The organism is Pseudomonas sp. TH49 (assembly GCF_016650625.1).
Lineage (GTDB): Bacteria > Pseudomonadota > Gammaproteobacteria > Pseudomonadales > Pseudomonadaceae > Aquipseudomonas > Aquipseudomonas fluorescens_H.
This window is the reverse complement of the sequence record NZ_JAEKFL010000001.1, coordinates 2802422-2819179: the sequence shown is the minus strand read 5'-3', so window position 1 is coordinate 2819179 and position 16758 is coordinate 2802422. Positions and strand designations below refer to the sequence as shown.

General features: G+C 53.1%; 14 protein-coding genes and 1 tRNA gene. 10 read left to right on the top strand and 5 right to left on the bottom strand.

The window, feature by feature from the left end; genetic code table 11:
• Window positions 1-19: 19 nt before the first annotated feature.
• Complete coding sequence (gene tgt / locus JFU48_RS12895) at window positions 20-1135, bottom strand: tRNA guanosine(34) transglycosylase Tgt (protein ID WP_161794909.1); 1116 nt, start codon at window positions 1133-1135, stop codon at window positions 20-22.
• A 14-nt stretch (window positions 1136-1149) separates the two neighbouring features.
• Entirely contained in the window at window positions 1150-2214 is a 1065-nt protein-coding gene (gene queA, locus JFU48_RS12890) for a tRNA preQ1(34) S-adenosylmethionine ribosyltransferase-isomerase QueA (RefSeq protein ID WP_003227927.1), read from the bottom strand.
• Window positions 2215-2322: 108 nt separating this feature from the next.
• Here queA and JFU48_RS12885 point away from each other — a divergent pair.
• The 10 genes from JFU48_RS12885 to JFU48_RS12840 all read left to right on the top strand — a co-directional run bounded on the left by JFU48_RS12885 (window position 2323) and on the right by JFU48_RS12840 (window position 11359).
• Window positions 2323-2407: transfer RNA gene (locus tag JFU48_RS12885), tRNA-Leu, on the top strand.
• Window positions 2408-2571: 164 nt separating this feature from the next.
• Window positions 2572-3813 (top strand): tyrosine-type recombinase/integrase, encoded by a 1242-nt coding sequence (locus tag JFU48_RS12880; RefSeq protein ID WP_201136659.1) that lies wholly within the window; start codon window positions 2572-2574, stop codon window positions 3811-3813.
• A 280-nt stretch (window positions 3814-4093) separates the two neighbouring features.
• Entirely contained in the window at window positions 4094-4933 is an 840-nt protein-coding gene (locus tag JFU48_RS29945) for a hypothetical protein (RefSeq protein ID WP_242486636.1), read from the top strand.
• 100 nt (window positions 4934-5033) lie between these two features.
• A complete protein-coding gene (locus JFU48_RS12870) occupies window positions 5034-5315 on the top strand; it encodes a helix-turn-helix transcriptional regulator (RefSeq protein WP_201136658.1) in 282 nt (93 codons plus the stop codon).
• Window positions 5312-5617, top strand: a complete 306-nt coding sequence (locus JFU48_RS12865) for a hypothetical protein (RefSeq protein WP_201136657.1) — start codon at window positions 5312-5314, stop codon at window positions 5615-5617. Before JFU48_RS12870 ends, JFU48_RS12865 begins: the two co-directional genes overlap by 4 nt.
• 531 nt (window positions 5618-6148) lie before the next feature.
• A complete protein-coding gene (locus tag JFU48_RS12860; RefSeq protein WP_201136656.1) occupies window positions 6149-6433 on the top strand; it encodes a hypothetical protein in 285 nt (94 codons plus the stop codon).
• Entirely contained in the window at window positions 6430-6702 is a 273-nt protein-coding gene (locus tag JFU48_RS12855) for a DUF3077 domain-containing protein (protein WP_201136655.1), read from the top strand. Before JFU48_RS12860 ends, JFU48_RS12855 begins: the two co-directional genes overlap by 4 nt.
• A complete protein-coding gene (locus tag JFU48_RS12850) occupies window positions 6699-9617 on the top strand; it encodes a DUF927 domain-containing protein (protein ID WP_201136654.1) in 2919 nt (972 codons plus the stop codon). The genes JFU48_RS12855 and JFU48_RS12850 overlap by 4 nt, the downstream gene beginning before the upstream one ends.
• A 219-nt stretch (window positions 9618-9836) precedes the next feature.
• Window positions 9837-10679 (top strand): chromosome segregation protein SMC, encoded by an 843-nt coding sequence (locus JFU48_RS12845; RefSeq protein WP_201137079.1) that lies wholly within the window; start codon window positions 9837-9839, stop codon window positions 10677-10679.
• 314 nt (window positions 10680-10993) lie between these two features.
• Window positions 10994-11359: a histone-like nucleoid-structuring protein, MvaT/MvaU family gene (locus JFU48_RS12840; RefSeq protein ID WP_201136653.1), complete on the top strand. Its 366-nt coding sequence runs from the start codon at window positions 10994-10996 to the stop codon at window positions 11357-11359.
• Between the two features lie 35 nt (window positions 11360-11394).
• On the opposite strand, the gene JFU48_RS12835 is transcribed toward JFU48_RS12840, so the two are convergent.
• From JFU48_RS12835 to JFU48_RS12825, 3 genes are read right to left on the bottom strand one after another with little or no spacing between them, the layout of a single operon-like run.
• A complete protein-coding gene (locus JFU48_RS12835) occupies window positions 11395-13692 on the bottom strand; it encodes an NACHT domain-containing protein (protein ID WP_201136652.1) in 2298 nt (765 codons plus the stop codon).
• Window positions 13641-15179 carry a hypothetical protein gene (locus JFU48_RS12830; RefSeq protein ID WP_201136651.1) on the bottom strand — a complete coding sequence of 513 codons (1539 nt, stop codon included), beginning with the start codon at window positions 15177-15179 and terminating at the stop codon, window positions 13641-13643. The genes JFU48_RS12835 and JFU48_RS12830 overlap by 52 nt, the downstream gene beginning before the upstream one ends.
• Window positions 15157-16194, bottom strand: coding sequence for a hypothetical protein (locus tag JFU48_RS12825; protein ID WP_201136650.1), 1038 nt, complete (start codon window positions 16192-16194; stop codon window positions 15157-15159). The genes JFU48_RS12830 and JFU48_RS12825 overlap by 23 nt, the downstream gene beginning before the upstream one ends.
• Window positions 16195-16758: the final 564 nt, after the last annotated feature.

The following is a 16758-nucleotide window of genomic DNA, read 5'->3' as shown; positions in this document are numbered from 1 at the left end:
AATCTTGGGGTCAGAAAACTCAGTCCAAAGGCGGAACGGGGAGCCCGCGTTTGGCGTAGAAGGCATCGACAAAGGCGGCCAATGTACCCTGTTGAATAGCCTCGCGCAAACCAGCCATCAGCACCTGATAATGGCGCAAGTTATGGATGGTATTGAGCATGCTGCCGAGCATTTCGCCGCACTTGTCCAGGTGATGCAGATAAGCGCGGGAGAAGTTCTGGCAGGTATAGCAATCGCAGGTCGGATCCAGTGGCGAATCATCATGGCGATGGAACGCGTTACGGATCTTCAGCACGCCTGTATCAATGAACAGATGCCCATTGCGGGCATTACGGGTTGGCATCACGCAATCGAACATGTCCACACCGCGGCGCACACCCTCAACCAGATCTTCCGGTTTGCCAACGCCCATAAGGTAACGAGGTTTGTCAGCCGGCATCATGCCCGGCAGATAATCCAGCACCTTGATCATCTCGTGCTTCGGCTCACCCACCGACAGACCGCCAATGGCCAGGCCATCGAAGCCGATCTTATCCAGACCTTCCAGCGAGCGCATGCGCAGATCCTGGTGCATGCCGCCCTGAACGATGCCGAACAGCGCTGCGGTGTTGTCGCCATGCGCGTTTTTCGAGCGCTGGGCCCAACGCAGCGACAGCTCCATCGAAACGCGAGCGACATCTTCGTCAGCCGGGTACGGCGTGCATTCGTCGAAGATCATCACGATGTCGGAACCGAGATCGCGCTGCACCTGCATCGATTCTTCCGGGCCCATGAATACTTTCGAGCCATCGACCGGAGAGGCGAAGGTCACGCCCTCCTCCTTGATCTTGCGCATCGCGCCCAGGCTGAAAACCTGGAAACCACCGGAGTCGGTGAGGATCGGGCCTTTCCACTGCATGAAATCGTGCAGGTCGCCGTGTTCCTTGATCACCTCGGTGCCCGGGCGCAGCCACAGGTGAAAGGTGTTGCCCAGAATGATTTCCGCGCCAGTGGCGACGATGTCACGCGGCAACATGCCCTTGACCGTGCCGTAGGTGCCCACCGGCATGAAGGCCGGGGTCTCGACGGTGCCACGCGGGAAGGTCAGACGACCACGACGAGCCTTGCCATCGGTGGCAAGCAGTTCAAAGGACATGCGACATTCGCGACTCATTCTGTTTCCTCTGGGCCTGTTTGTTCAGGGGCAGTCGGGGCGGGATTACGGGTGATGAACATCGCATCACCGTAGCTGAAAAAGCGGTAGCCGTTGTCGACGGCGGCTTTATAGGCGGCCATGGTTTCGGGATAACCGGCGAACGCCGAAACCAGCATCAACAGCGTGGATTCGGGCAAATGGAAGTTGGTGACCAGGGCGTCGACCACATGGAACGGCCGGCCCGGGTAGATAAAGATGTCGGTGTCGCCACTGAACGGCTTGAGCACGCCATCGCGCGCGGCACTTTCCAGCGAACGCACACTGGTGGTGCCCACGGCAATCACCCGTCCACCACGCGCGCGGCACGCCGCAACGGCGTCGACCACATCCTGGCCGACTTCCAGCCACTCGCTGTGCATGTGGTGATCTTCGATCTTGTCGACGCGCACCGGCTGGAACGTCCCCGCACCGACGTGCAGCGTGACGAACGCGGTCTCGACGCCCTTGGCGGCAATCGCCTCCATCAGCGGCTGATCGAAATGCAGCCCCGCCGTCGGCGCCGCCACCGCACCCAGGCGCTGGGCGTACACGGTCTGATAGCGCTCGCGATCCGAGCCTTCGTCCGGGCGGTCTATATAAGGAGGCAACGGCATATGCCCGACGCGATCGAGCAGCGGCAACACTTCTTCAGCAAAGCCCAGTTCGAACAGCGCATCGTGGCGCGCGAGCATCGTGGCTTCGCCACCGCCGTCGATGAGGATCTTCGACCCCGGCTTCGGCGACTTGCTGGAGCGCACATGGGCCAGCACGCGGTGCGTATCGAGCACGCGTTCGATGAGGATTTCCAGCTTGCCGCCCGAGGCTTTCTGCCCGAACAAACGCGCCGGAATCACCCGGGTATTGTTGAATACCATCAAATCGCCCGGGCGCAAATGCTCAAGCAAATCAGTGAATTGACGGTGTGCAAGGGCGCCGCTCGGCCCATCAAGGGTCAGCAGGCGACTACCGCGACGCTCGGCCAAAGGGTGGCGGGCGATCAGCGAATCAGGAAGCTCGAAGGTAAAGTCAGCAACGCGCATGATGTGGTTCGTCTAGCAGGGCCGGAAAGTCTAGCGGAATTATCAAAAATTGACCATGAAACGTGATTGACCAACGGTAATCACCTCTCTATACTTCGCCGCCATTGAGCCCTGATGGCGGAATTGGTAGACGCGGCGGATTCAAAATCCGTTTTCGAAAGGAGTGGGAGTTCGAGTCTCCCTCGGGGCACCACATAGCAGTATCTGAGAGTCTCTAGCAGCCTCTCAGACCCAGAGAAACCGGCCACTTGGCCGGTTTTTTTGTGCCTGTCTGTCTCCCCCTGTCTCCCCTTATCCGTTGTATCCCTGTATCCCTGCTTGTATCCTGAGAAAAATACCGAACTTTGGGATACAAGGATGAAGCGCGCAGACATCAAGCGCCGCCCTCTCGCTGACACGACACTTGCGGGATTGGAGCCGGAATCAAAGGAATACAGGGAGCTGGATGGAAACGGCCTCTACTTCAGGGTTAAACCTGATGGTGGTAAATCCTGGCAGCTCCGCTACAAACGTCCGGCGGGCAATTGGGCTTGGATGGGGCTCGGGGGTTACCCGGAAGTAAGTGGTGCGTTGGCAAGGGACAAAGCTGCCGATCTACGGAAGGTAGTGAGTAGCGGTGCCGATCCCCTAGAACAAAAGCGATCCGCGAAAGCTGCTATCGATGCCGCCAAGACCCGAACCTTTCGAGCTGCCGCTGATGCCTGGCTGAAGGCAAAAGAGGAAAAGGGTCTCGCACCCTCCACCCTCAACAAAATCCGCACCTACCTCGACAAAGACATACTCCCGGCACTGGGCGATAAGCCTCTAGACGAAATCACCCGTACCGACTGCGCGGAACTCCAAGCATCCATCGAAGCCCGGGATGCCCACAACGTCGCGGAAAAATGTCGCACTTGGATCAATCAGATATTCGGGCGAGCCATCGGTTTGGGCCTCACGGAAAACGATCCGGGCAGTCGACTACGAGATATTGCCGCTCAAGCCCCGAAGACTCAGCAGCATCCTCATTTGCTTGAGCCTGAGTTGGCAGAATTCCTCCAAGCACTCAAAAACACTCCCAGCAGGCTGACGGCCCGAACTGCTGCATGGCTCTGTATCTGGACCGCATCTAGACCGGGCATGGTTCGGTTAGCTGAATGGAAAGAATTCGACCTTGATGGAGCAACATGGACGACGCCTGCCGCAAAGATGAAGATGCGCAGGGACTTTGTGTGCCCACTCCCTAAGCAAGCTCTTATCGCACTCAAAGAACTCCATTGTCTCACCGGTCGTAGTCGCTGGCTTTTCCCCGGAGTCGGCGCTAAGAATCCGACGATAAGTGAAAACACCATCAACAAAGTCTTCGCGACGGTTGGTTATAAAGGCCGCTTGGTTGGTCATGGGACTCGTCACACCGCCAGCACTCTACTCAGGGAACACGGCTGGCCAAAAGAGCATGTCGAAGCGCAGCTTGCTCACAAAGAAGAGGGAATATCCGGGGTATACAACAAGGCTCAATACCTTGAGCACAGGGTGAAGATGATGCAGTGGTATGCAGATCACCTTGATGCGCTGGCGAGCGAGATGGTGATCAGGGGACAGTTTGGGAAAGCGGTATGAACACACCTATCCATACCACCCTCAAAATCGATGTAACGAGTGTTACTCATGTAACGGTGCCGGCCAACCACCCGGTTTCATTGGCTTTAAGGCCCGTTACATGCCTGCACAAACTTCCGTACATGCGATGTAACGCATGCAAATGGTGTAACGCCAGTAACAAGCCCCTCTCCCGCTGCGGGCCGACACTCGCCACACTTGGCAATTGCGCAAATCTCGCTGGCTATGCTTCAAACTCGCAGGGCGCGGGACAGTGAGTTGCATGTCGAGAGTCATTGGCATGATTGATACCCACCCGATTTTGCACTCGGCGCTAACCGCTGGCCTGATCCAATATCTCTCAGAGCAGCCACTCTACGAGTTCTGCAATGAACAGATCACTGACGTGTGCGAGCTGATCAATCAGTGCTGCATCCGCATCCAGACCCGCGACATCAGCAGCGACATGAGCAGCATGTGCATCCAGACAACGATGCATGAGGAGGCTATTTTTCAGTACGCCTCAACCGACAAAAAAAACCGTCTCGCGCATTGGGTTCGCCAATACAGCAAGTGTCCTTCAGCATCGGAACGCGAGGCATATGCAGCCTACGTCATGGCCTGCGCAGTGAAAGCACTGAGCGCCTTAGCTGACTGGATGCGCTCCACCGAACAAAAGGCTTGGTCGCATGTTGCCGAGCCTCCGACGGATTGGCCGTGGGACCTTTATTGTCAGGTTGTGGAGAGGCAGATTGATCCTAACGAACGTATTGAGGCACTGGACCAGTACGTGCTTTTTTTGGAGCCCATAACATCCCTACCCTGCTTGATCAGTGACGAGCTGACCCCAATCGCTTACAGGGCAATCGAGAACGCTATTCGCACAAAGGGCGGCATCATCAGCGGAATGGAGCGTAACGAAGAAATCGGCGCACGGGATACAGCAATCATTAGGCAAGGTCGACACTACGTGGCTAGCGGAATGTCACGGCGAAACGTGACCACGGCGGTTCACGCCTGGCTGGAACGAGAGGTGTCCAAACCACTCAACCAGCGCGCTGAGTGGGTGACACTGGAAACCGAGAAAGCGCTAACCCGCAAAAGCGTGGAGGGGATCCTCAAGCGCAATTTTGTGGTGTGACCGATATTTCAATGTCATTTCAAATGGAAGTGAACTGCTCACCGCCGACCAATTTCTAGACCATTGCTCTCGTTGTCCAAACCAATCGAGAGCAATACCTATGAACACCTCTGTCACCGATTTTCCCCGCAAGACTCCCGCCAACGCCGCCTCACTTTTTGATGCCGCTTCCACTTTAATCCGCATGCGGGAGGTGGAAGGCATCGTGGGGATGAAACGTTCGACCATCTACAAACTGATGCAGCGCACCGACTGCGGCTTTCCACAGCCCGTCAAACTGAGCAACAGCAAAGCACGCGGCGCCCCTGTCGCCTGGGTCCTTTCCGAAGTTCAAGCGTGGGCGCGCAGCCGCATCGAGGCACGTGATCAGGTGGCTGCATGAGCCACAAGACTGCAAACAACGCTTTGATGCACCCCTTTTCCGTGTTGCGTCGGATCGGTTTCTCGTCTCGCATCATGCAGCGACTTGAACGCTACCGCAGCCAGCAGGACAGGCAAGGTCGCGTTGTCAGCGTGCTCAGTTGGGCCGACGGTACCTGGTGCGCCCTATCCCTACACTGCGAAAAGACCGGGGCCGTTGTCGTCGACGAAGGCCAGCAGGTCGACGCCTACGAAGACGCCCGCTCCATGCTCAGCGGCGGATTTCTACCCCTTCTCTCCCTGCGCTGGGAAGCCCACGCCTGAAACGAAAACGCCTCCGGGGGCGATCCAGAGGCGTTGAGGTCAATCTACATGCACGAACAATTTATTCCGCACCTGAAAAAACCGCAAGCTATCAGCGCAGTTGCACTTTCGAAACACGGACGTTACTCTCTGGCCGTCGCTGCAAATTCAGCGACCGGGTTTGGCGACCCGAGCTCATACAGGCGCACAGGCGCCCCCATACCGATTGCAGGCGCTTTTTTTGTGCCCGCATTCCTGCTTTATGGCGGCTGTGCGTGGGAGACCTTCGGGTCTGCCGGGGTCCTGTATGCCCGGTTCGCCAACCCGCGCACAGCTGCCACCCTTACATCGTTTGGCGACGATCAGTGGCAGCTCCTCACATACAGGAGCTTCACCAATGCACGCCCTCAATCCGTCCAAAATTCGCGCCGCTGCACACCGTGCAATGGCTCTCGCCGCTTTACACGCCAACTCCAGCCTCGCTATACGCCTCTCACGCTACAACGCTCACATGGCCAAAGCCCGCGCACTCGAAACCGCAGGCGGTGCCCAATGAACAACACCCTGAGCTTTGCCCTGCCCGAAAACCTGCTTTGCGTGAATCCAACCGCAGAGGCCGGCGTTCCTATCGACGCCATCACCTGCGCCATTGACCGTGCTGACTCGGTGCTGACGCTGCTGGAAGACCACTTCGAAAACGAATCCTCACGCCTTGCCAATCACGTCATTTCCGCCGTCCTCTGGGACGTGCGCGGCACCCTCGGCCTGATCAAAACGCTGGCCACGCACGGTGACAACACCTCGACGCCTGCGTTGCAGAAAGGCGGTGCGCTATGACTACCTCCACCACGCTGGGTCACGCCACCTTTTCCCGAGTCAATGCCACCGACCTCAAGCTGTTTCGCGTCAACGCAGGTGTGCCAGTCGAAGACGCACTAGAGATGGTGTCGTTGCTTCAGCATCACGCGAATCAACTCAATTTCGACGCTGCCATGAGTGACAACAGCGAGCGTTTCAGTTGGCCCGCCCTGTACCTGGGCGAGATGGCGAAAGCGCTGATCGACGACATCAACGACGCGCTGTTTCTGCCGAGGGCTGACAAATGAGCCAACGCCCTAACAGCACCGCGAAACGTCCAAGCTTTGCCGACGTGAAAGGCGCCGCGCTGAAAGACATTGATCGTGTCTTGACGCACTGGTTGCCCAACGGCATGCGTGTGGACGGCGGCAAGGAATACACCGCCCCCAATCCGACCCGCAGTGACAAGCGTGCGGGATCGCTCAAGGTCAATTTGAGCAAAGGCACCTGGGCAGATTTTGCCACCGGCGACAAAGGCGGCGACCTGATCGATCTGGTGCGCTATTTGGACGGCGGCACCGACGTCGAAGCGTGCAACAAGCTGGCGGACTGGCTGAATGTTGCGCCCGGCGCTGCCAAGACCAAGGCCGCACCGAACAAGCCGAAGGCGCCGACGTGGAATGCGATCCAGCCGATACCGACCGAGGCCATGAACAAGTGCCCGGCCAAGCACCGTGATCACGGTGTGCCGTCCAAGGTCTGGATTTACCGTGACGCACAGGGTCAGCCGCTCATGGTGCTGTATCGCTTCGACCTCGGCCCGGATGAAGACGGCAAACCGAAAAAAGTCTTTGCACCGCTGACGTGGTGTCAGCGCGCCGATAGCCAAACCAAGCAATGGCGCTGGCAGGGTCTGCCGGATCCCCGTCCGCTGCTGCGCCTTGATGAACTGGCCCAGCGCGCTGACGCACCGGTGGTTCTGTGCGAAGGCGAGAAAGCGGCCGATGCCGCCGCCGAACTGCTGCCTAAGTACGTGGCCACCTGCTGGCCGAACGGTTCCAACTCCTGGCACAAAGCCGACCTGACGCCGCTCACGGGACGCGACGTTTTGTTGTGGCCGGACAACGACGACAGCGGTAAAGCCTGCATGGCCACCGTTGCCGAAAAGTTGCGCGAAATCGGCGCCGCGTCGGTCCGGGTCATCGCGCTGGAGGTGTTCAAACGCAAGCCGACACTGAAGAACGATCGCGCCACTTTCGCCAAAGGTGGTCAATGGGATGACGGCGACGATGCCGCCGATGCGCTCGCCAAAGGCTGGACCGCTGCACATTTCACCGAACTGGAAAGCAACGGCGAGCTGTTCGGTGTAATCGAGGAAAAGCCTGCAGTCGCCCAGGTGAAACCCGAGTCGGAACTGGAGCCGGAACCGAAACCCAAAGCAGCAGCCAAGCGACCGGCAAAATCGAAAAATGACCTGATGCCCGGTGGCTTTCGCCTGACGCCCGAAGGTGTTTTTTATGCCGGCGATGACGGCGAAGCACGCCCGGTGTGTTCGCCGCTGGCAATCCTTGCACGTACTCGTGACGAGAAGGGCCACAACTGGGGTTTGCTGGTTGAGTTCGACGACCCCGACGGCACCAAGAAACGCTGGAACATCCCGGCACGCACCATGACCGGTGACTTCGGCAAGGACGTGCTCGGCCCGTTGGTGGACATGGGGTTGCGTCTGGCCGGCAATCGTTCGGGGCGCAACGCACGCAACGATTTGCAGAGTTACCTAGGCGGCTTCGACAGTGCGCAACGTGCGCGACTGGTCACCCGATTGGGTTGGCATGACAACGCCTTTCTGTTGCCCGAGCAGCAGGTCGGCGTGCACGCAGAACACCTGCACTTCTATGAGGCCGGCGCGCAGCTTCCACCGGTAAGCGAAGCGGGCACCTTGGAGCAATGGCAGCAGCAGATCGGCGCGCTGTGCATCGGTAATCATCGCTTGGCGTTTGTTGTCGGTGTGGCCTTTGCCGGTCCCCTGCTGCATATGCTCGGCCACGAATCGGGCGGCTTTCACCTGTACGGCGACAGCTCCGGCGGTAAAACCACGCATCTGCAAGTTGCCGCCTCGATCTACGGCGGTCCACGCTTGGTGCGTTCATGGCGATCGACCGATAACGCGCTGGAATCTATCGCAGCAGCACATTCGGACGGCCTCCTGGTACTCGATGAAATCGGCATGTGCGATCCGCGCATCATCGGCGAGACGGTGTACATGCTCGGAAACGGCACCGGCAAGGCACGAGCCAATGATCGAGGCCAAGCAAGCCGACAGGTGCAGGAATGGCGCCTACTGTTTCTCTCCACTGGCGAGAAAACCTTGGCCCAGCACATGGCCGAAGCCAACAAGGAACTGAAAGCTGGTATGGAGGTGCGGATGCTGGCCGTCCCGGCCGATGCCAGCAAAGGCCTTGGCATGTTCGACACGCTCAACGGTTTCGAGGATGCCGCCGCCCTATCCGACGCACTCAAGGCCCGCGTGGGGAACTACTACGGCACTCCGCTCACCGCATTCCTCACCGCCCTGTGCGAGCCGGGTAAGCGTCACGGTTGGGCAGTGATCCTGCGCCGCACGCTGGAAGGCTTCATTGCCAAGTCGCTCCCTGCGTCAGCGAGTGGGCAGGCCCACCGTGCTGCTGCTCGCTTCGGCCTCGCCGCCGCAGCAGGTGAGCTGGCTACCGCGATGGGCATCACCGGCTGGCCGGACGGAACTGCCACCACTGCCGCTCGCGTTTGCTTGAACGCTTGGCTAAACGAGCGCGGCGGGGCCGGTAACTTCGAAGGCGATGCGATCTTGGCTCGGCTGCGCCAGGTCATCGAGCGTTTTGGTGAAAGCCGTTTCACCCGCTGGGAATCGGCGGCAGCGAAGATCGACGAACACGGTCCGCGCACCATTGACCGTCTCGGCTTTCGCAAGACACTGGAGCACGGCATGGGCGACACCATGCACACCACCAACACCTATTACGTGCTGCCCGAGGCGTGGCGCTCCGAGATCTTCCGGGGCATGAACATCAACGCCGTGAACAAGGAACTGCTGCAGCGCGGAGTACTGGAGCCGGCCAGCGACGGTAAGGCGTCGAGTTTGGTCCGGTTGCCCGGCCTCGGCCCACAACGCTGCTACATCGTGAAGACGATTCCGGGAACAGATGACAGCGAGGCACGGGCTGCCTGAAGGCACGTCCGCGGATCGAGGTAGCGCCGGCTTATTCCCGGCCTGGCCAGCCGCTCATTCAACCCAAACCCATTTTTTGAAGGAACAAGACAGATGAACGAATTCCAAACTTCCACCGAACAACACGAACTGCTGAACCGCCGCGAGACCACAGGGCTGGCACAGCCGGTTTCAGACAACACTACAGCTACCGGCCATAGCGCCAAGAAACAACGATTGATCGACGAGATCAACCAACTGACCGCCCAGCGCGATGAATATCTGCGCGAGGCTGAAGAGCACTACGCCAAAATGGCGCCGCTGGAAGCGCTATTGGAAGGCGAGGAGGTCATCGAGGCGGACCGGTTGAACAAAATCCGCAACGAGCACAGCAGCCTGAAAGTTCCATACGACGCCAGAAAACACCGTGCCTGGCTGCTCAATGCAAAGATCACTCGACGCGAGCAATTGCTCAATCATGAAACCCTGATGGCGGGTTACACCGAGTCGATGGCGAACTGGAAAGCCGATGAGCTAGAGCTCAACGAAAAACGCGACAGCCTCAGCACTCGATTGACACAGATCCAGCAGCAAGCGGAAGAAGACATGACCAAGGCACGGCAAGCCGAAACCGATGCCGCCACGGCTTATGCGCAGGCAGTGGCCTGGGGCGATACCGAGGGCGAAAAGAACGCCAATGCCGATGCGCAGAAGGCCGCGAAAAACCTCGCAACGGCGACCGAACTCAATCGTCGCCAGCACCTGATCATCACTGCGTTGGAACAGGAGCTGGCCATCGTCGACCAGCACATTGCCGAGGCGCAGAGGGAATACAGTTCGGCCCAAAAAACAGCGATGTACCTTGCCCGCACTGTGCTGGAAGAACAGTGGAACGAACAAGCGCAAGCGCTGATGGAGCTGGGCGGCAAGTTGTGGAATGTGCAAGGCAGGTTAGGAGGCGAACACCTCAGCTTGATGAAGCTGGTGCTTCCAAAAGAAGGCGAAGACTTCCACAGCTGGAATTGGCGCGAGCTGTTGGATCGATCCAGCCAGTACAGCGTGCAAGAAATCCTTTCACTGTAACGCGCTGAGCCACCCAAACAGCCTACGCAGGTAGGCTGTTTAAACCTCCACAGGTTACAAAATGATCATTCAAATAGACCTCAGAAATACTCCCAACTGGAAAGACCTACTGAAAGCACGAATAGGCTCTTTAAAGGAAATGCTGGAATTCGTGGACAAACCCCGCATAAAAACGAAAGTCGAGATTCTCACCGTAAAATTGATCAAGGCAGAGATCATCAGCATCCGAGAGTATCTAAAACTTTCAGAATAGCGCTGAACTTGTGAGCCGCACGAACATTCAAACTCTGATCAAACAAGCATAGGAAACAAACATGTCCAAACTTGCCGAATACCGTCAGCTGGAAAAACACCTCGCTGAACAGCTCCAGGCACTGGAGTCGATGAAGAGCGACGGCGCGCTGAAAAAAGAGATTGAGTTCGAGACCAAGCTGCGCGAGCTGCTGAACCAGTACGATTTCAGCCTCAAGCATATCATCAACCTGCTGGATCCACAGAGCACGAAGCGCGTTCCAACGCCGGTAGCTACACCTAGCAAACGCAAACCTCGTGAGGTGAAGGTATATAAAAATCCTCACACTAGTGAATTGGTTGAAACCAAGGGTGGCAATCACAAAACTTTAAAAGAGTGGAAAGTAAAGCATGGCGCCAACGTGGTCGAGGGATGGTTGGCTACGTAATAATAAAAAAGGGCCGAATCGGCCCTTTTCAACACTCAAGAGTTTCGAGCACTTGACGGTATATCCTTCCTATCTTTCAGCGGACGATCTTGGAGTTCCAATATATAACCATGCAAATTTCTGTTATTTTTTGTAGACTTATTTATCTTTTTCTGGATTCGCTTTGTAGCAGAGTTTATGAAACTCGCATCTTGAGAGGAAAAATCAATTCCCAACTTAAGCGTCCAACTTAAAGTCCCCTCATATGATTCAACAAGCGAAACAAAAGCCTGATCATCATTAAGATTAGCCAAAACCGAATCTATAAAAAACAAAAGTACATTTCTCTGCTCGCCATTTAATGCCCTATCAAGTTCCGCCAGCAGCTTAGCCTCATGCAATGCCGGCAAGAAAAACTCGTACGAGTAAGATTTCTTTATAGCAGTCGTTAGAATGCAAAGAATTTGAAGCTCAGGAAGCTGTCTCAACCAACTGTCTTTCTTATGATTGACAACCTCATCATATAAGATTGCTGCGTCTACCAGAACTCGACTCAGAGCACTCTCAATCTCCTTATAGGGAGTTTGATAAGCGGCCAAGAGAAAATCGGAAAGAGAGGATAGCTTCACCAATGACTCGAGCTCATTTTGCGGCGCCAATCTACTTATCTGTTCGATCCTATTAGGCGCGTCCTTAACCAACCCTAAATAAAAATACTCGGTACCTTGCCAGTACAGATCAAAAGGCTTATTTATGGGTGCCTCGTGACCTTTTTGTTGAAATTGAAGAGTTGCGTAAAAAAACTCTTTAAAGGTCTTGTGCTTAAAGAATATGGCATTCCTATCAGAGTCGTATCCGATAATATCCGTTTTATTTTTAAATGACTTTATGAGCTGACTTGCATCTTGACCGGTCCTCCTCACCTTAAGATAGTCAACAAAAATCGACTCGAGTTCCCGCAGCCCTAAAAAATCCAGATCATTTTCCGTCATATACCCGGCAACAAATGAAATGATCCTCTGAATAGTCTCATACTCTTTTTCCGAACCATTACCTTTCTGAATATCCCACCGCCCCAATACAAGCTCGGTATATTTCGAATACAGCTCGGGCAAGGTCGATGGCAACTCTTTAATATTTTCAGAAACCAACCGGCCTAACAATATTGCACTCAGAGGGGTTTTAGGGAGCGCTTTCATAAGAGGAGATGATTGTAGATCCTCTTTAAACTTAGAACTCACCTTAAGCTGACCACAAAGAGTTTCTATAAAATTTATAATGGTCGCATGCGATAGGTCACAGATATTAAATCGGTCAAAATGTTTCTCCAGCTTTTCCTGGTGATTTTCCTGCTGGATAATACGAGAGGTCACAACCATCTTCACGTGTACCAAGGGCGAAATGGAAACCGCCGAATCACACAAAAACTTAACTTTCTCTTCCATCTCCTCATCGGTCTCGTCGAGGCCATCTATAAATATTATAATAGTCTTGCCAACATCATCCAACTCAGCTTCCACTTTAGAAACTATATCAGGCAAAGAATCTGAATTACTCTTCACCTCTCTAAATGTCGTAAAATAAGGAATAACATTGAAGTCTTCGAGCGTTTGCTGCTCACACAATTTCCTAGCAGTCGCTCTTACAAGCTCTGATTTCCCCGCCCCCATACTTCCTTGGATAAAAAGAAATCTATTCCTCTTCAACTCATCAATCAGAGCCACCGGAACAGCTGGCTTTCTTCGAAACTTCCTATTAAACTCCGGAGGTATCCTAACTATTTGCTGGATTATCTCTATATGTCCAAATTTCTGAGGAATCAAGGAATGATCGACGCCATAACCATCAATCATCGCCAATTGCTTAGCAACATATTTGTTAATATTGAAGTTTGAAAAATCCCAGTATCGCGAATAAAACCTATCAATTAAACTAGTCAGCTTTTCACAGTCAAAAAACTTTATTTTTGTGTTTTTGTGCTCATGATAAATACTATCTTGCGCCGAACGGGTAATATCCTGACTTGTAATAATCCATATTTCAGTTAGAAATATCTCCTTTTTCCCTCCTTCAATCGGACGTGCATGTTCGCACTCTCTGATTTGCCGACGGACGTCTTCATGATTTTGTTTGATAGGAGTAGATTTAACAATAACCCCAACATAATCCTGTTCCATCAGCGTATCATCGTACTTTGTTAGTACAAAATCAGCTCCCATCTCCCGATTGCCTTGAGTGTAATTTACCTCAGTAATGCTTGGCATATTTCTAAATAGCTCATGCAGAACGGGGTGAAGATCTTTCACTTCGTCAGTGAGCTTTCGGATTCTATCGAGCTTCCAGTTGGGTACCATATATCTCCCTTACGCACGGCTAGTGGTGAGAGCCATATCGCGCGAAATGCATTATGGCTAGGGAACATAAACATTTGGCTATGGAAATTCTTTGTTGCTGTGATTGTATTGATCTTTGTGCTGACTACTTTGGCATCAGTACTCTCCACCCTGTCAGACAGAGTAGACGATTCTTTTGTAAAACCAAATATTGCCACTCCGACGCACATCAAGACGAATGCCACACCCCCGACGATTGCAGTAGTTCTGAATGTCGACTCAGCAATACCAGCGGGCACCACCACCATTTTCTCGTACTCTACCGCGGGCAGAAATCTGTACAATTTTGCCTGCCAATCCGCTCTAAGGTTTCGTTGAAGCTTTATAAAACTCCAGCCCGAATAAACGATCATACCAACGTATGCTAACGCCACCACTAAAACAGTCAAAATCAACCATGGATTAATGGAGCTACTGAGCCTAGCTGCAACTAGCCCGATAGTAACTGCGAATGCGCCAGTAATGGCGGTTATCGTCTGCCGTGTGGCATCTGTAGTTTTCGCCGTATCTTCGGTAATAGCTTTCCGAAGATCAGTTAGAGATTTCAAGGTATCTTTAGCGATATCAGAAATAGACATTTGATACGCAATTTTCGCGCTTTCTAACGCGGTTAAGATATTATCTTTTAGATAATCTTCAACGAGCCCATCCGAGCGTCCTGATCGAGCAATTTCTGTCGCAAGAAGACCATGCTTTATTTCCACATCACGGAAATTCTCGTAGCTCCAAGCCACTGCCTCTTGAAGCGCAATAAAAGCTAATGCACCGAATCTTCCTATTGACTCCGCGGTCACAGCAGTAGTTTGCAAAACGAGTTTTGGAGGCCCTTTAAAAATTAGCGACTGATTACTAGACTCGACTTCATTTGGAATAGCGCGTATTAATGCCTGAAAAGCTCTTGCACTCCAAGCCAAGTGATAAGGGAATGTGAAATCGAGTTCAGAGGCATTAGTCAAAATCCACGGGCGAATATCTCGGGGAACAGCCTGAGAGATACCGACCGCCTTGACTATTGACCTAGGAGATTTAGTTTCCGACGTTCTCGTGAAAGACGTTGGAGTACTCCAGTCAGTGAGGTGATGAGCCTGGGTAGTAATAGGTTTTGACAGACGCGCAATGCGCCAACATGTTGCATCATGACCTTTATCCAAAAACGCGATAAGACCAGAAAGTGTTAAAATTCTTAAATCACCATCCGAACCAGGCGGCTTCCTGATAAAAACCTTAAATGGTTCAAAATCCTCAACAATGTTTGAGATTTCGGTAGCATTCTGTTCTTCATCAACGGCGTTATTTTCCCACCGGAGATCATTGCATAGCTGAAGCACCTGCAACGTAGCCTGCGCGCGCAAGTTAGAGACGACGACATGCTCCTCACCCTCGCTTACGAGAGCATCTGCTTGAGCTACAAGCCCATCTAGCAGTTCAGCGAGGATTATCGGATACAAGTTTGTCTTCCGTGATTGATTGGGTATTAATAGTTATTATTTCACCACCAGATGCTTTCGGCTCTCTTACAACACTCATACCAACGCCGTCTGGGTATAGAACCGTTACTCCCTCAGTAGTTCTGATTCTACGCATCGGCGGTCGACCTAAAACCGTCTGATCTGTAGGAAAAACAAGGTTCTCAATTTTCGCAGTTCGTATTTTTCTTTGGGTGGTAGTTTGTAATCTAGAAATCACTCTCTCATCAGTAGGATTTCCAGCTGCTAAAAGAATCGAGTCAATAATTGCATCTTCATTTATTTCTCTCCGCTGAGCCAATGCACCTTTTGCTACCGAAAAAGCACTTGGTACGGAAGTTGGCAAGTCGGCTTTACAAGCGGACAAGGTTTCCCTAAGCAAAGCAACCACCTTCAGATTTAGCTCTTGATCTGACATACTCCTAACGACGTCAAGAAAATTAGCAAAGTAATCAACTATCTCAGGAGCTCGTTTCATTCGATCCCTAGCGCAAACTAGCAACTCCGCCTCACCATTAACGACTCTAATTAACGCGGACTTCTGAATTGCTTTTTTGTCCGCTACAAATGCGTGAACGATACGGCGCAATAGGCCACCGTCCTCTGGAGAGGCTTGCTCAATGGCCTCACTATAATCATACTTAATTAAACTATATATCTTTGTACTAGCATTCTCTGTCGACATTTCAAATATAAAAAGAGCACCATCTCGACTACTATTTACGTGCCACCGCGAGAATGTAGCAGACAAGCTTTGAGCTCCGCGCTCAAAAGTTGATGTACCTCTGGCAATGCTTTCTAGCAAAGCTTTCGTAGCAGAATGTTCTCTGAACGTATAAATAGCATCCGCAGAGGTATCCAGTATTCTCGCAATAAAAAACTCTTCATGCTCAATTTCACGAACAGGTTCAGCCACGAATTCATCACTCCCAACTACATGGAGAATCATATTCGTGATTTGAAGGTTACTTATCTCCTCTTCTGTAAAAAAGCTCACCCAGTTCTCCTTGGCAAAATTAAATAATTTCTGATTTTCTTATAGGTATTACTGTTGATCCGCAGTAATCCTGGCTCAATAGCCAGTTTCAGAATACGACCGACATCGACTGATGGCAAATCGCCTTTCCATAACGCGACGGAAGGTGTCCTCGTGGTACCTGACACATCGAGCCAAAAGAGGGCGCCTCTTCGCACCAGAACGCATTCAGCGCGGGCTCCGCTCTCCTTTATGATTTTGTAGAGATGTAACACCAGCAAGCCTAGTAACACGCCTCTGTACCGGGGTGCCCTGTCGTGTTACAAAAATAAAAAGCTTTAAAATCATATGCTTAACTCAGCAAGTAACCTCTGTAACCCTTGTAACAGACTTTTTAAGATGGTTTGTTCCCCCGCCCTCGTTTATGAGACACCTTCAGCGAAAACGCGGTGCTCGTTGCCCAAGCGTCACGTTTCTATAAGACTGGTCTCGGAGGGCCGTTACCTAACCCCGGAGAGCTCCTGATGTCGCTAACGATACGGGGTCGGAAACCCGTGCGATCTCAGTAGGGACTGACTTTTTTAC

What these genes read in the sequence shown, in the direction of transcription:
- tgt (WP_161794909.1), bottom strand. Translation starts at nt 1,135, where the DNA reads ATGTCCTTTGAACTGCTTGCCACCGATGGCAAGGCTCGTCGTGGTCGT.
- queA (WP_003227927.1), bottom strand. Translation starts at nt 2,214, where the DNA reads ATGCGCGTTGCTGACTTTACCTTCGAGCTTCCTGATTCGCTGATCGCC.
- JFU48_RS12880 (WP_201136659.1), top strand. Translation starts at nt 2,572, where the DNA reads ATGAAGCGCGCAGACATCAAGCGCCGCCCTCTCGCTGACACGACACTT.
- JFU48_RS29945 (WP_242486636.1), top strand. Translation starts at nt 4,094, where the DNA reads ATGATTGATACCCACCCGATTTTGCACTCGGCGCTAACCGCTGGCCTG.
- JFU48_RS12870 (WP_201136658.1), top strand. Translation starts at nt 5,034, where the DNA reads ATGAACACCTCTGTCACCGATTTTCCCCGCAAGACTCCCGCCAACGCC.
- JFU48_RS12865 (WP_201136657.1), top strand. Translation starts at nt 5,312, where the DNA reads ATGAGCCACAAGACTGCAAACAACGCTTTGATGCACCCCTTTTCCGTG.
- JFU48_RS12860 (WP_201136656.1), top strand. Translation starts at nt 6,149, where the DNA reads ATGAACAACACCCTGAGCTTTGCCCTGCCCGAAAACCTGCTTTGCGTG.
- JFU48_RS12855 (WP_201136655.1), top strand. Translation starts at nt 6,430, where the DNA reads ATGACTACCTCCACCACGCTGGGTCACGCCACCTTTTCCCGAGTCAAT.
- JFU48_RS12850 (WP_201136654.1), top strand. Translation starts at nt 6,699, where the DNA reads ATGAGCCAACGCCCTAACAGCACCGCGAAACGTCCAAGCTTTGCCGAC.
- JFU48_RS12840 (WP_201136653.1), top strand. Translation starts at nt 10,994, where the DNA reads ATGTCCAAACTTGCCGAATACCGTCAGCTGGAAAAACACCTCGCTGAA.
- JFU48_RS12835 (WP_201136652.1), bottom strand. Translation starts at nt 13,692, where the DNA reads ATGGTACCCAACTGGAAGCTCGATAGAATCCGAAAGCTCACTGACGAA.